Below are 15,276 nucleotides of genomic sequence, written 5' to 3'. Positions count from 1 at the left end.
ATCCCCAGGTCACATCCCGGCCGAGGACATCAGCCCCAGCACTCACCGAGACCGGCGTGGGCACTGATACTCTTGATGCCATCCTCCGGATGGTCCGTGACCAGGGTCACGCCGGTGTCGTGGAAGTCCTTGCCGGGCGAGGGCTGTGGCTTCTTGCCGGTGCGGGCGTACTCGGCGATGGCTTCAACGCCCAGGGCCGCCATCTTCAGCGGAAACTGCATCGATGTCGCGCCGATAACGCCGTCTTCGACGTTCTGCACACCCGGGCATCCGCCGTCGACCGAGACGATGGTGACCTGGTCCTGCAGACCCACGGCCTTCAGTGCCTGATAGGCACCGGCGGCGGCCGGCTCGTTGATGGTGTAGACGAGGTTGATGCCCGGGTCTTTCTGCAGCAGGTTTTCCATGGCGCGACGACCGCCTTCCTCGGAACCCTCGGTCACATCATTGCCGACGATGCGGGGATCGGTTTCATCGCCGATGTCGCTGGGGTCGTTCAGGTCGATACCGAAGCCCTTCAAGAAGCCCTGGTCCCGGGCCACGTCGACGGTGATCTCGCTCGGGTTCAGATCCAGCAGGGCGATCTTGGCGTCCTTGGCGTCGGCTCCCATCCGGGCTTTGGCCCATTCACCGATCATAACGCCGGCCTTGAAGTTGTCGGTGGCAAACGTCGCGTCGGCGGCCGAGGCCGGGCTCAGGGGCGTGTCCAGGGCAATGACGAGCAGGCCGGCCTCCCGGGCACGCTCGATGGTCGGCACGATGGCGGCGGGATCGTTCGGGGTGATCAGGATGCCGGCGGCACCGGCCGCAATCAGGTTCTCGATGGCCTGGACCTGGGAGTCGTTGTCGCCGTCGTAGCGCCCGGCGGCGGTGCGTAGCTCGATACCCATGTCCTTGGCCTTGGCGGTCGCGCCCTCCTTCATCTTGACGAAGAAGGGATTGGTGTTGGTCTTGGTGATCAGGCCCACCAGGACGTCATCGGCCAGCGCGCCGGTTGCAACAACGCTCAGGCCCACGGCCATGGCCAGGGATTTCAGGGGTGCTTTCATGATCTGTCCTGCCTCTTTGTTGTTGTGGTCGATCAATACCGGCTCGTCGAGCCGTCAGGACCACTTTACGCAGGCGTGCTAACCGGGAATTTCAACGACAAGGCGGTTTTGAAACAATTGAAATACAGGCAGGCGTGAACGCGGAGCCGGTCAGCGTGGTGTTCGGGGCGACCGACACGCCCGGATGGCGCCGCCGAGGTCAGGCAGGCCCCAGACCGGGGAACAGTTCCCGGAACATGGCGGCGGTCAGGGGCTTCTGCACCAGCGGCCAATGGATGTCGAGCCCCAACTCCCGTTCCAGCATGGCCCGGGGCAGGCCGGACATCAGCAGGCAGGTGGTTTCCGGCCAGCAGCTGTGGGCCATGGTCACCACATCCAGCCCGGTCAGGTGGCCACCGAGGTTGACGTCGGACACCAGCAGACCGACGGCGGCATCGCGGTGTCGGGCCCAGTCGATGAAGTGTTCGCCGTGTTCGAAACCAACCACGTCCAGCCCCCGTGCTTCGAACAGGTCCACCAGGGCGTCACGCACACTGCGATCGTCCTCGACGATGGCGACACCCCGGGTGGTATCGAAGGGCAACGGATCCAGCGCCGCCGCCGGATGGTCCGTTCCGGCGTCCTGGGCCAGGGGCCAGCTCAGGGTGATGGTGGTGCCCTGGCGGGGGGCGGATTCCAGTTGGAAGTCACCGCCGCTTTGCTGCACGAAGCCATAGACGGTGCTCAGCCCCAGCCCGCTGCCCTGCCCGGCAGGCTTGGTGGTAAAGAAGGGTTCCAGCACCCGTTTCTGCATCGATGGCGGGATGCCGGTGCCGGTATCGATGACCCGGATGACCAGCCGGCCCGGTGCGCCCAGCCGCGTCTGGATGCGAATGTGGCCGCTGGACGGAATCGCGGCGGCGCTGTTCAGTGCCAGGTTGAGGATGGCGTTTTCCAGTTGCGAGGGATCGATGTCGATCGTTGCCTCCGGCGCTCCCAGGTCCAGGTCCAGCTGAATCCGGCCGGACACGCTGTATTCCAGCAGTTCGGCCATGCCGGCCAGCACCTCGTCGACCACCACCACTTCCGGCCGCAGGCGCTGCTTGCGACTGAACGCCAGCAGCCGTTGCACCAGTTGGGCGCCGCGCTCACTGACATTCAGTGCCCGTTCCAGGTATTTGCGGCCGCGCTCGGACAGGTCGGGCAGTTGATCGAGCAGTTGCAGGTTACCCATCAGGGCCGCCAGCAGGTTGTTGAAATCGTGCGCCACGCCCCCGGTCAGTTGCCCCAGCACCTCCATTTTCTGCGACTGTTGCAGTTGCTGTTCGGCCACGCGCCGCTCGGTCAGGTCGCTGTACAGGGTCACGAAGCCACCGTTCGGCATCGGCTGGCTGCGGAACTCGACGATCTGTCCGTCATCGTAGTGGCGCTCGAAACTCTGGACGCTGCGATGACGCGCCTCGTTCAGCGACTGGATGTCGATCGACTCCTGCTGGAGGTTCAGGTTACGGAACCGTTTGCGGCTCATCAGGCGCTGTACCTCATCAAGCCGCATCCCCGGCCGCAACTGGTCCGGTGCGAAATCGAAGATTTCCAGGTAGCGACGGTTCCAGGTCACCAGTTCGCCTTCGGCCGAGAAGACACTGAGGCCATCCTGGATCTGGTTGAAGGTGGTTTCCAGCAGGGTCTTCTGGGCGTCCAGTTCCTGGCTGGTGCGTTCCGCCGCCCGGGCGTGGTCGCGGAAGATGTCGTAGGCGGCCGCCAGGTCACCGATCTCGTCCCTGCGCTTGATGGCGATGTGCGCAGGGGCGGCCTCGCCCCGTGACAGGTAGCCCATGTCCTCGATCACCACCGCCAGGTCCCGGGTCAGCCGTCGATTGTTGGCGTAGTGCACGCCGATGGCGGCCATCAGCACCAGCGCCAGTCCCACGGTCAGTACCAGGGCCCGGGTGACCTGGGCGGACACGGTTTGCTGCTGGCCCAGCACGACGTTCTGGATGTCGGTGGCAAAGTTGTTGGTCTGCTGGGTCAGCTGCTCCGAATGGGCACGCAGACGGGCGAGCAGGAAGGCCTTGCCCTGCTCGATGCGCTGCAACTGGCGGTGATCGTCCGCGGCCAGCGTCAGCCAGTCCCGATAGTCGTCGCGCCCGGGCAGGGTCGAGGCGAGGCTTCCCAATTCCTGGAGACTCCGGTCGACGTACTGGTCCGGATGGGTGATGGAGAGGTAGAAGCGCTGCAACGACGGCCAGGGATCCAGCGTGGCCCGGTCGACTCCGGAGCGGGCCCGGGCCCGCTGGTCCACCTCGAACTGCGCGGCGAACAGATCCTCGCGCAGGAACAGTTCGTCATTGACCAGATCGGCCAGCCGGTTCAGGTCGGCGCGGATATCGGCCAGGCTGGCCTGCAACTGCTCGCGCACCTCCGGGTTCTGTAGCTGTTCGGACAGCGAGTAGGCCAGCTCATACCGGTGCGACAGTCGCTGGCGCTCGGTCTGCAATTGCATCGGACGGCCGGCGGACGCCAGGTAGGGCGCCATCGCCACGATCTGGGCCGCTTCCTCCGACAGGGTCAGGGCATTGCGGATCTCAGGGATCAGCAACCCCTCGAACTCGTTAACCGCCGACCGGGTCTGGTTCAGGCTGTGCCAGGTCACCAGGATCAGCCCCGCCACCAGGCAGATCCCGATGCCAAACGCCAGCAGCGCCTGGTTCTGGAGCGTCCAGCGCATGGCCCTCATAGCTGGGACACGCTGGCCTCAAACCGGTACCCCATGCCGCGTTCGGTCTTGATGTAACGCGGCGCCTTGGGGTTCTCTTCCAGCTTTCGCCGCAGCCGCAGGACCAGGACGTCAATGGTGCGGTCGAAGGACTCGGTCTCCCTGCCGTGGGTCCGCTCAAGCAGCACGTCACGGCTGAGCACCCGGTTGGGCGACTGCACCATGACCGCCAGCAGGTTGAACTCGCCACTGGTCAGCTCAACGGCTTCGCCCTTGGGGTTGAACAGCTGGCGCCGGCTCAGGTTCAACTGCCAGCCGTCGAACACCAGCCCACCTTGCGGTTCCGCCGACAGCGTGCGGGGTGTCACGCTCAACTCGGTGCTACGGCGCAGGAGCGCCCGCACCCGGGCGATGACTTCACGCAGGTTGAAGGGTTTCATCAGGAAGTCGTCGGCCGCCATCTCGAGGCCGAGGATGCGGTCGGTCTCGTCCCCCTTGCCGGTCAGCATCATGATGGGAATGGGCGAGCGCTCGCGAACCTGCTGCGCGACCCGCAGGCCGTTCTCCTGCTCCAGGCGCAGGTCCAGGATGATCAGGTCGACCGGGGCGCGCTCCAGGAGGTCGAGCAGGTCACGGCCCCGACGCAACGGCGTCACTCGGTACCCCTCCAGGGTCAGGGCATCCTCAAGGACATCCAGGATATCGACCTCATCGTCGACGATCACCAGATGGCGTGGGTGTTCAGCCTCCATCGTCCACTTCAACCTCTTATTGTTATGCTGGCCGCTTCTACGCGCATACTTTAACGGATCATTTCACTATCATTGGCGGGCCGCCGCAACACACGATTGCGTTTGATCGCCCGCTTTACGTGGGCAAGGAACGCTGATGCAATGCGTCTGACGCCGTTGGCCGACCCACGAAGCCCTGGGCCACCAGGCCGCCCTTAGCCAATCGAGAGACGAACCGGAGCAGCAATGGAACTGACTTTTCTCGGCACCTCCGCCGGCACGCCCACCCGCCACCGCAACGTGACCGGGCTGGCGCTACAGCACGGCGGATCCAGGGGCTGGTACCTGATCGACTGCGGCGAAGGCACCCAACACCAGGTGCAGAAAACGCACCACACCCTGGGCCAGCTGCGGGCGATCTTCATCACCCACGTGCACGGCGATCACACCTTCGGCCTGCCGGGGCTGCTGGCCAGTGCCTCCATGGCCGGGCGCACCGAGCCGTTGCCGCTGATCGCGCCGCCGTCGATCCGCACCTTCGTGGAAACCACGCTGGGCGCGACCGACTCCAACCTCGGTTACGGGATCGAGTTTATCGAGGCGCACGCGGACGGGTTCCACTGGCAGGACGAGCACATCGACGTGACGACCGCCGCCCTGTCCCACCGCGTGCCGACGGTGGCGTATCAGGTGACCGAACGACACCTGGAACGCCATCTGCTGACGGACAGACTGCAGGCAGACGGCGTCCCCGCCGGACCGGCCTGGGGCGAACTGCAGCGGGGCCAGGATGTGACGCTGGAGGACGGTCGGTTGCTGCGCAGCGCGGATTATGTGACGGTCAACCGGTCACCCCGGCGCGTGGTGGTGGGTGGCGACAACGACACGCCGGAGCTGCTGTCCGAGGTCTGCCGCGGGGCACAGGTGCTGGTGCACGAGTCCACCTACACCCAGGACGTCTCCGACCGGGTCGGCCCCTGGCCGCAGCACAGCTCAGCGGAACAGGTGGCCCGCTTTGCCGAGGCTGCAGGCGTGCCCAACCTGGTGTTGACGCACTTCAGTTCCCGCTACCAGTTCAGCCATCCGTCGGCACCGCTGATCGACGAGATCGAGCAGGAAGCGCGGCGGTTCTATTCCGGCAACCTCAACCTGGCGCGGGACCTGGAGACCTACGTGCTGGACCGGGACGGCCATCTGGCACTGGCCCCGGCCGCGGGATGACCCAGGTTGGCTGGCCTCGCAGACATGCCAACAGCCCCGTGTTAGGGTCGAAAATCGATCCGCATGAACACCACGGCTGCCAGGGGTAACAATGGAAGAATTTATCGACGGCTTTCGCCGCTACGGCGACTTCACCGGTCGCGCCACCCGCCGACAGTACTGGATGTTCTTCCTCTACTATTTCCTCTTCTCGGTGGTCGCCAACCTGATCGACCTGGCGATGGGTTCCTTCGTGGTCTCGCTGCTGTTCAGCGTGATGACGGTCATCCCCACCATCAGTCTGGGCACCCGCCGGCTGCACGACATCGGCCGCTCCGGTTGGTGGCAACTGCTGATGTTCGTGATCCTGATCGGCTGGATCGTCCTGGCGGTGATGTTTGCCCGGGAAGGTGAGGGGGATAATGCCTATGGGCCGGAGCCGGCGCGCCCATGAGGGACTAGCACCAGCCGCCCCGTACGATTCGCCGGCGCCCCTGGATGCGCCGGTTGTAGAGGTAAACCCAGGCGGGGCCAAAGGGTGTGGTCAATTGCTGGCGGTCGTATTCGCCGCGCCCGGGATCGTCCGGGCGATAGTCCTCGAGTCTGTCGAGACGTCGCAAGCCGGCCCCCGTGACTCGATAGACCTCCACCTGGACCCCGGCGGATGGTTCCAGGCGGGCGGCGGGATACGCCCCCAGGTCGTACAGGGCGATCCCGGTCAGCCGGGCCTTCCCGACATAACGGGCCCCGCGCAGGAAAGCATGATTGACGCCGCCCCGCTTCAGCGTGCCGTAGACGGCCACTTGATGGAGCTGGAAACCGGTCGGCGAACGGGCAAACGACATGGCGATATTTCCTGTATGAACGGTAAATCCCTGAGTACCCTGGGCGTTTGACACCCGGACCCCGGGGCCAATCTGCCACCGGGAAAATAGTCCTTGCAAGTTGCCACCGGCAACGCCACTGTTCATCCTGGGGCGGGTATTCCGCTCCCTCCTTTCCAGCCCTGATCGACGATTCATGACCGCACGCCCAACCACCGCGCCACTGGATGACCCGCTGTACTACCTGAGGAATTTCGAGACCCTGGTGACCTGGGTCCGGGATCACCACGGTGATTTGCTGACGCCCGGGGAACGCGACCTCATCCGCAACCTGCTCACCCTGCCCCTGCCGGCCCGCGGGCTGCTGGTGCGGCTGGTCATGCGCACGGGCGAGCTGTTCCGGCAGGGCAAACTGGTGTACCCGGAACTGGGCGCCCCGGTGACCGACGCCCTGGCCACACTGGCGGAGGCCGGCTGGATCGATCCGGAGCCGGTGCTGGCACTGGACGACCTGTTCCGGATGCTGTCCGCCGCCGAGTGCCGTATCGTCTTTGCCGGCGTCATGAAACAGGCCGGCCTGCCCCGCAGCACCACCAAGACCCGCCTCCTGGACACGTTGCAGGAAGAGCCTCCGGAACCCCGCCCGCTCAGGACCTGGTGGCCGGAGGCCGACGATCCGGTGATCGGCCTCAACCACATGCCGCTGTTCGACCGGCTGCGGTTGATGTTCTTCGGCAACCTGCGCCAGAGCTGGTCCGACTTCGTGCTGGTGGAGCTGGGACATCACCAGTACGAGACCGTCCCCTTCACGCCGGATTCCCGGGCCTTCCAGCAGCGGGAGGCGGTGGATCGGTACCTGCAGATGCAGGCCTGCCGGGACCGGCTGGAAGCGGGTGAATCGCCGACCGACATCTGGCGGGATGTTCCGGAGCGTGACGACAGCAACCCGTGGCTGGAAAGCCGGCGCGGCCGGCTGCTGATGGAACTGGGCCGTCAGGCGGACCGCCAGGGTCATACCGATCTGGCCCTGGCAGCCTGGTCCGATAGCGGCCACCGGGAAGCGCGGTTGCGGCACCTGCGCCTGCTAGAGCGGCTGGAACGACATCAGGAAGCCTGGGACATCGCCCTGTCGGCACAGGCGGAACCCCGAGGCGACGGCGAGGTCCAGGGTCTGGAGCGCCTGATGCGTCGACTCGCCCGCAAGGTGGACCAGCCACCCCCGGAACGTCCGGAACGGCCGACGATCCCGGAAATCCATTTAACACTGCCCCAGCCGGTGGGCGCCTCCGTGGAATGGGCTGTGTTGCAGGATCTGGACAGCCACGACACGCCGGTCTGCTACGTGGAAAACACCCTCATCAACGGCCTGTTCGGGCTGCTGTGCTGGCCGGCCCTGTTTGCGCCACTCCCGGGGGCGTTCTTCCATCCGTTCCACCTCGCGCCGGCGGACCTGCACCGGGAGGACTTCGTCAGACGCCGCCAGGCCCTGTTCGACGACTGCCTGGCCGCGCTCGACGGCAACGCCTACAAGGACCGTATTCGCCAGACCTGGCGCGAGAAACACGGCATCACCTCGGCCTTCGTCGCCTGGCCCGCGCTGAGCGAGCCGGTGCTGGATCTGGCGCTGCACTGCATTCCCGCCACGGATCTGAAGCTGATCTTCCAGCGGTTGCTGTGGGATCTGCGAAACCACCGCAGCGGTCTGCCGGACCTGATCCGCTTTCACCCGGAACAGGCCAGCTACGACCTGATCGAGGTAAAAGGCCCGGGCGACCGGTTACAGGACCACCAGATCCGCTGGCTGGAATTCTGCCTGGCGCACGACATCGCGGTGTCCGTCTGCTACGTGCGCTGGCAGGAGGCCGACTGATGCGGGTGGCGGTACGCACATTGTGCGAGTTCGCGGCCCGGCGCGGCGATCTGGACCATCGCTACACGCCGGCGCCCACGGCGGAAGACGGCATCGCCGGCCACGCGAAGGTGCAATCCCGGCGCGGGCCGCAGTATCAGCCGGAGCTGTCGTTGAACGGCGAGTGCGCCGGCCTGGCCCTGAGCGGCCGCGCCGACGGCTACGATCCGCTGGCCAACCGCATCGAAGAGATCAAGACCCATCGCGGTGACCTTTCCCGCCTGTCCTCGGACCAGCGGGCCCTGCACCGGGCCCAGTTGCGGGCCTACGGTGCCCTGCACTGCCGGGAGACCGGGAAAGACAGCGTGGAGCTGGCGCTGGTCTACTACGACATCGGCCGGGACCGGGAAACCGTGGAACGGGAAAGCGCCAGCGCCGACACCCTCTGGGACGAGCTGACCGTCCTGTGCGATGCCTATCGCCAGTGGGCGCAACAGGAAGCGGCCCACCGCCGGCAACGGGACGACGCCCTGCAGACGCTGCAATTTCCGTTCAGCGATTTCCGCAAAGGCCAGCGGGCTCTGGCCGAGACGGTGTTTCGCAACAGTTGCCGCCAGCAAAGCCTGATGCTGCAGGCGCCTACCGGCCTCGGCAAAACCCTCGGTACCTTGTATCCCGCACTGATGGCCCTGCCCCGAACGGGGCAGGATCGGCTGTTCTACCTGACCACCCGTAACCCAGGCAAGCAGCTGGCACTGGATGGCCTGCGGGCCCTGCGCGAGCACCAGGACGAATCGCTGCCGCTGCGGGTACTGGAGCTGAGCGCCAAGGACCACGCCTGCGAGCATCCGGACAAGGCCTGCCACGGCGAGGCCTGTCCGCTGGCCGCCGGGTTCTTCGACCGGCTGCCCGCCGCCCGGCAGGCCGCCGTCGACCATGACGGCCCGCTCACCCGGGAAGCCTTGCGCCAGATTGCGGTCGAACACACCCTCTGCCCCTACTTCCTCGCCCAGGAAATGGCCCGCTGGAGCGATGTGGTGGTGGCGGACGTCAACCGCCTGTTCGACCAGCACGCCCTGCTCCACGGACTGACCCGGCAGAACGACTGGCGCGTCAGCCTGCTGGTGGACGAGGCCCACAACCTGGTGGACCGGGCCCGGGGCATGTACTCCGCCACCCTGAACCAGGCGCGCCTGCTGAAGGCCAAACGCCAGGCCCCGGCGCCCCTGCGCCCGCCGCTGAACCGGGTGGCCAAACAGTGGCAGGCGCTGGCGCGGGAAGCGGCTCCGGACAACGACCACCCGGTATTCCTGGCGGCCATTCCCAAGGCGCTACTACCCAGCCTGAACGGTCTGGTGTCCGCCATCACCGAGTACCTGACGGACAACCCGCCGGACCTCGCCTTGCAGGAGCTGATGTTCGACTGCCTGGCATTCACCCGGCTGGCGGAGGCCTTTGGCGACCACTCCCTGTGCGAGTACCGCAACGCCGGGCGGGGCAAGGCCCAGTTGGCCATCCAGAACCTGATCCCGGCGGACTTCCTGGCACCGCGTTTCGAAGCGGTGGACAGCACCCTGCTGTTCTCGGCCACCCTGTCGCCGGGGGTCTACCATCGGGATCTGCTGGGCCTGCCGGAGGATACCTTCTGGCAGAAGGTGGAGAGCCCGTTCCGGGCCGAACAGGTACAGGTGCGCTTTGCCGACCGGATCAGCACCCGGCGGCCGGATCGCGAGGCATCGCGGGCACCTATCGCCACGCTGATCGCCGGCCAGTTCCGCGAGCATCGTGGCAACTACCTGGCCTATTTCAGCAGCTTTGCCTACCTGCAGGCAGTGCTGGAGACCCTGCGCGAGCAGGCGCCGGACATACCGGTCTGGCACCAGCACGGCGGCATGTCCATGGACGAACGGCAGGCCTTTATCGACCGTTTTGCCGAGGGTGGCGAAGGGGTGGGCTTTGCGGTGCTGGGCGGCGCGTTTGGCGAAGGCATCGACCTGCCCGGACGGCGTCTGATCGGCGCCTTCGTCGCGACCCTGGGGCTGCCGCCGTTCGATCCCTGGCACGAGATCCTGCGCCAGCGGCTGCAGGCCCGGTTTGGCCAGGGCTACGAATACACCTACCTCTATCCCGGCCTGCAAAAAGTCACCCAGGCCGCCGGCCGGGTCATCCGCACCCCCGAAGACCGCGGCACGATCTGGCTGATCGACGACCGGTTTGCCCGCCCGGACACCCGTAAGTTACTGCCCGACTGGTGGTTCCCGGAACATGACCGGGGCCTTGCGGCGATGTAACTCAATCGCCACCGACAATGTTTTAGACTGGGTTCCGTCTGGCCAATTCGAGCCGGACAGCCCGGTACTGTGCGCCCCGTATTGGCGCAGCCGTGCGCTTCCGTAAGGCCGCTACCGGCCGGATTGCCCGTCAGGGTGGCAGCCGGCCCCCTGTCTTCAGTCAGTCATATCGCGGCCTGACAATTGCATCGAACAATTCCGAACGTCTGCCTGTCCGGCGACCCGGTCGGGTGGTCCGTTCACAACAGCTAATAAGCCAGGATGTGATCATGGACCTGAGTATCGTTGTCGCAGCCTACAATATTTCCGATTACGTCGAGGACTGTGTCCTGTCGATCCTGAACCAGGAAACACAGGCCCGTTTCGAGCTGATCGCCGTGGACGATGGCTCCACGGACGACACCGGCGCCCAACTCGACGCCCTTGCCAGGGCATACCCACAAAAGCTGGTGGTGATCCACCAGAGCAACGGCGGCCTTTCCGCCGCCCGCAACACCGGATTCGAACACGCCACCGGCAACTTTATCTGGTTCGTCGATGGCGACGACATGCTGGCCCCCGGCGCCATCGAGGCGGTCGTCGGCGCCCTCAAGCAGCAGGCGCTGGACTGCGTCCACGTCGGTTTCCGCGAAATCGACGAACAGGGCCGGCCGCTGGAGGGCGAACACCAGCCCCTGGACACCGGCCTGACCACCGGCAAGGCCTTCTTCCACGAGGGCGTGAAAACCTTCCACATCGCCACCACCGCCTGGACTTTCATCTACCGCCGGGCGTTGCTGGAACAGTCCGGCCTGCGCTTCGAGCCCAACCTGCTGCACGAAGACATGCTGCACACCCCGTTGCTGCTACAGGAGGCCACCCGCTTCACGACGCTGGCGCTGAAGCCCTACCTGTACCGTCAGCGGACCGGCTCGATCACCCAGGGCATCAATCCGCAGAAGGCCAGGGCCCGCATCGACAGCCTGGTGCGGATCTACCTGGACCTGCACCTGGTACGCCGTGACAACCCGGACGCCCGCTTCCGCGAAGCGCTGGGCTGGTACGCCTACCATGTCTATCGCAAGGCGGTGAAGGAAGCCCAGGCCGCAGACCTGAAACAGAGCCAGCGCCAGCTCGCCAAACTCAACCGGACTACCCGCGCATGGCGCCTGTTCCCGGACCATGACCTGGTCGGCGGGCTGAAGAAGGCGGCGCTGAGCGCGATGTACGGACCGACCCATTTTTTACAGAAGAGCCTCAGGGATGAAACTCAGTCAGCCAGATTTTGAAGCCCTCGTTCGCAAGGAGTGCAGCGGTTCCACCCTCACCCTGGCCAGCTTTCCCGGCAACGCCGGCGACCACCTGATTACCATGTGTTCGCTGTCGACGCTGGAAAAGCTCGGCCTGAAGGTCCAACTGGCCCTGCCCGGCGCCAGGCTAGACGAGAACGCACGCCAGGGCACCCTGCTGGTGGCCGGCGGCGGCAACCTGGTCCCGCTGTACGACGACGTGGCCCGGCTCATCAGGCAAACCCGGGACGTCTGCCGACGCCTGGTCGTGCTGCCGCATACGATCGCCGGCCACGAACCGCTGCTGCAGGACCTGCCGGACGGCACCCTGATCTTCTGCCGGGAGAAGCCATCCTTCGACTACGTCAGCCAACAGGCATCGGCGCGGACCTATCTCTGTGACGACATGGTGTTCTATGGCGACATGTCGCTCTACCGCCAGTCCAACCTGCCGCTGACCTGGCTGCGCGAGTTGCTGGGCGCCCCCTGGGCGAAGGGGCTGAATCGCCGCAAGTACATCGCCGCCAAGCTGCGCCTGCTGGGCAGTTGGTGCATCCGACGGCTGGGCCCGGGGCGTATCCGCGACGGCCATCTCTATCGCACGGATCGTGAGAGCGCCGGCCGTACGATTCCGTCCGACAACTGCGACGCATCGGTGGTGTTCGACTACGGCCAGGCCTCGCTGGACCGGGTGCGTGAATCCGCCCGGGATTTCGTCAACTACATCGACCAGTTCGACATTGTCCGGACCGACCGCCTGCACGCCTGCATCGCCGCGGCCCGACTCGGCAAGACGGTGTATTTCAGCGGCGGCAGCTACCACAAGTGCCGCTCGGTCTACGAGAACTCCATCGACGGTCAATTCGACAACGTGATCTGGACATGACGGACGAGTCGCGCGCGGCCACCCCACCCCGCTCCGGAGTCAGCAGCCGGTCGCTGATCCCGCTGATGCTGCGCAGCAGCACGATCAATATCCTGATCGTGGTGGTCTCCACGCTCAACGCGGCCCTGGTGGCGCGCATCCTGGGCGTCGAGGGCCGCGGCCACCTGTTCCTGCTGTTCCTGCCGCTGTATTTTGCGCCGCTGGTATGCAACCTCGGCATCCAGCGCCTGGCGGTGTACCTGGCCAAGCGCGAGCACACCCAGGCGCTGCGCCCTCACCTGCTGGTGGTTGCCGGGACCGGCGTACTGTTTGCGCTGATCTGGTGCGGCATCTACCCGTTCTTCATCTCCGACAAGTACACCACGCTGGATCTGGCCATCGTCGGCGTGACCCTGGCCGGCAGCGTGTCGTTCGCCTGCGCCACCTACCTGCAGACCCTGGCCGCCGTCGACAGCCGCTTCCTGATTCCCGATATCGCCAAGGTGATCCTGCCGCTGCTCAACGGCCTGCTGCTGGGGATCGCCTTTCTGCTGGAGGTCGGCAGCCCGGAACTGCTGCTGGGCTTCCAGATCGTCTGCCGGGTGGCGGAAATCGCCTTTATTTCCTGGGCCCTGCGCCGCCTGTTCCGGCACCAGTCCTTCGAGCGCCGGGCGCGCGTCCCGAAGCCTGACCGCCAGTACGCGCTGCGCTTCTGGCAGTCCGACCTGATGATGTTGCTGCAACAGCACCTGGACAAGATCCTGGTGTCCCTGATCGCCACCACCAGCGAGATGGGCATCTACGCGGTGTCGGTGACCCTGGCCATGTCGGCGCGCCAGGTAGTGGGTAACGTCACCAACGTCATCATCGCCCGGGTCAACGCCCGCGACGACACCGAGATGAAGCGTACCTTCGGCCGCTGGACCCTGATCTATTTCCTGCTGGCCCTGGTGCTGTGGCCGCTGTGCCTGGTGCTGCTGGAGTATCCGGTGGCCTGGTTCTTCGGCAAGGATTTCACCGGCGTTGCCCACATCACCTCGCTGTTGCTGCTGAACGTCATCCTGGGCTCGCTGGGCTGGCTGGCGATCCAGCCGATGCTGCTGAGCGGCAATAACCGCCTGCTGGTGCGGGCGCAACTGGCGGGCACCATCCTCTTTGTAGCCGGCTCGATCTGGGCGGTGAAGATATCCAGCCTGGAGTTCTTCCTCTACTCGATGATTGTGGGCGGGCTGGTGAAATGTCTGATGTGTCTGGGATCGATGTACCTCTCCGATCCCGGGGAACGGGAAGGAGATCCGACATGACCCTACTCCACGCCGTGCCGGCGTATTCGCGGATCAACGAGGAATACATCTACCTGCACTTGAAAGCCCTGATGGCGCGGGGTTACGACTGTCGCCTGGTCACCTCGCGCCTGCTCGGCACGCCGGGGCGCACGCTGCCTGGCCTGGAGGTCCATGTGGTGCCGGGACGCGAGTCCGGCGGCTGGGCCCGCCAGTTGACGCGGATCGAATCGAAGCTGCTGCGCCAGTATCGTGAATTCGAAGTGGGCACCCTGGCGCTGGCCCGGCCCACCCGGGATGTGAACGCTATCCAGGCCCAGTTCGGCATGTCCGCCACCAATTTCCTGCGGGCACCGGTGCCGGTGATCACCTCCATGCACGGCTATGACGGCAACGTGGCCCTGCGCAGCCACCGGGAATTCCGCCGGGCCATGCAGCGCCTGAGCGCGGGCGACGATCGGGTGTTCACCTTCCCCAGCCGGCACTTTGCCGACAAGGTGGCCAACACCCTGTCGCTGGCTCCCGGCCAGGTGCGGGTGGTGCGCAACTACGTGAACCAGGATTTCTTCCCCTGGCGGGCCCGGCGGTTTGACGGCGGTCCGTTGCGGCTGTGCTGCATCGGCCGGTTCGAGGGGTTCAAGGACCAGATCACGCTGCTGGAAGCAGTGCGCCAGCTACGGGACCAGGGCGTCGATGTGAGGCTGGATCTGGTAGGCTTCGGCCCGACCCAGGACCGCCTGACTTCGTTTATCGGCATCCATGGCTTGGCCGACCGGGTCACCCTGCACGCCAACCTGAGCCGCGAAGGCATCCGTGACCTGCTCTACGACAGCCATGTCTACGTGCAGCCGTCCCATGTCGACCCGCAGACCGGCGCGGAGGAAAGCTTCTGCATTGCCATCATGGAAGCGCTGGCCACGGGACTGCCGGTGATCGCGTCGGATTACGGGGCTCTGGCGGAGATCTATCGCCCCATGGCGGACGCGCCGGACGGCGCCTTCCGCTTCTTCGAGGCCGGCAACCCGGAGGCGCTGGCCAACGCCATCGACGACAGCCTGGAGGACTACCACAGCCCGGATGAAGCCCGGGTCCAGCAGTTTATCGGTGGTTTTTCGGAGCGTTCGGTCGGCGAGGCCTGGTATGACATCCTGACAGGGCTGGGCGTGATACCGGATGGAACGGGTGTGACGGCGCCTTCCGCCACCGACGCCGCCGTCTGAA

Annotated in this window: 12 protein-coding genes; 8 read left to right on the top strand and 4 right to left on the bottom strand. The window is 65.7% G+C overall.

The window, feature by feature from the left end:
• Positions 1-29: 29 nt before the first annotated feature.
• The 3 genes from EZI54_RS04370 to EZI54_RS04360 all read right to left on the bottom strand — a co-directional run bounded on the left by EZI54_RS04370 (position 30) and on the right by EZI54_RS04360 (position 4,496).
• Complete coding sequence (locus EZI54_RS04370; RefSeq protein WP_131479435.1) at positions 30-1,049, bottom strand: sugar ABC transporter substrate-binding protein; 1,020 nt, start codon at positions 1,047-1,049, stop codon at positions 30-32.
• 199 nt (positions 1,050-1,248) lie between these two features.
• Positions 1,249-3,756, bottom strand: coding sequence for a PAS-domain containing protein (locus EZI54_RS04365; protein ID WP_131479433.1), 2,508 nt, complete (start codon positions 3,754-3,756; stop codon positions 1,249-1,251).
• A gap of 5 nt (positions 3,757-3,761) precedes the next feature.
• Complete coding sequence (locus EZI54_RS04360; RefSeq protein WP_131479431.1) at positions 3,762-4,496, bottom strand: winged helix-turn-helix domain-containing protein; 735 nt, start codon at positions 4,494-4,496, stop codon at positions 3,762-3,764.
• A gap of 225 nt (positions 4,497-4,721) precedes the next feature.
• Here EZI54_RS04360 and EZI54_RS04355 point away from each other — a divergent pair, with 225 nt between their 5' ends.
• A complete protein-coding gene (locus EZI54_RS04355; RefSeq protein WP_131479429.1) occupies positions 4,722-5,696 on the top strand; it encodes a ribonuclease Z in 975 nt (324 codons plus the stop codon).
• A gap of 91 nt (positions 5,697-5,787) precedes the next feature.
• Positions 5,788-6,129 carry a DUF805 domain-containing protein gene (locus tag EZI54_RS04350; RefSeq protein WP_131479427.1) on the top strand — a complete coding sequence of 114 codons (342 nt, stop codon included), beginning with the start codon at positions 5,788-5,790 and terminating at the stop codon, positions 6,127-6,129.
• Between the two features lie 4 nt (positions 6,130-6,133).
• On the opposite strand, the gene EZI54_RS04345 is transcribed toward EZI54_RS04350, so the two are convergent.
• Positions 6,134-6,520 (bottom strand): gamma-glutamylcyclotransferase family protein, encoded by a 387-nt coding sequence (locus EZI54_RS04345; protein WP_131479425.1) that lies wholly within the window; start codon positions 6,518-6,520, stop codon positions 6,134-6,136.
• A gap of 175 nt (positions 6,521-6,695) precedes the next feature.
• On the opposite strand from EZI54_RS04345, the gene EZI54_RS04340 reads away from it, so the two are divergent.
• From EZI54_RS04340 to EZI54_RS04315, 6 genes are all read left to right on the top strand, one after another.
• Entirely contained in the window at positions 6,696-8,369 is a 1,674-nt protein-coding gene (locus EZI54_RS04340; protein WP_131479423.1) for a VRR-NUC domain-containing protein, read from the top strand.
• Positions 8,369-10,639, top strand: coding sequence for an ATP-dependent DNA helicase (locus EZI54_RS04335; RefSeq protein ID WP_131479421.1), 2,271 nt, complete (start codon positions 8,369-8,371; stop codon positions 10,637-10,639). The genes EZI54_RS04340 and EZI54_RS04335 overlap by 1 nt, the downstream gene beginning before the upstream one ends.
• A 269-nt stretch (positions 10,640-10,908) precedes the next feature.
• Positions 10,909-11,907, top strand: coding sequence for a glycosyltransferase family 2 protein (locus tag EZI54_RS04330; protein ID WP_131479419.1), 999 nt, complete (start codon positions 10,909-10,911; stop codon positions 11,905-11,907).
• The gene (locus EZI54_RS04325) at positions 11,882-12,793 is read left to right on the top strand and encodes a polysaccharide pyruvyl transferase family protein (protein ID WP_131479417.1); all 912 of its coding nucleotides are present in this window, start codon (positions 11,882-11,884) and stop codon (positions 12,791-12,793) included. Before EZI54_RS04330 ends, EZI54_RS04325 begins: the two co-directional genes overlap by 26 nt.
• Positions 12,790-14,076, top strand: a complete 1,287-nt coding sequence (locus EZI54_RS04320) for a lipopolysaccharide biosynthesis protein (protein WP_131479415.1) — start codon at positions 12,790-12,792, stop codon at positions 14,074-14,076. Before EZI54_RS04325 ends, EZI54_RS04320 begins: the two co-directional genes overlap by 4 nt.
• A complete protein-coding gene (locus EZI54_RS04315; protein WP_165495680.1) occupies positions 14,073-15,275 on the top strand; it encodes a glycosyltransferase family 4 protein in 1,203 nt (400 codons plus the stop codon). The genes EZI54_RS04320 and EZI54_RS04315 overlap by 4 nt, the downstream gene beginning before the upstream one ends.
• Position 15,276: the final 1 nt, after the last annotated feature.

Origin of the sequence: Marinobacter halodurans, from assembly GCF_004327985.1 — a bacterium.
Classification (GTDB): domain Bacteria; phylum Pseudomonadota; class Gammaproteobacteria; order Pseudomonadales; family Oleiphilaceae; genus Marinobacter_A; species Marinobacter_A halodurans.
This window is presented reverse-complemented; position numbering and strand designations above follow the sequence as displayed.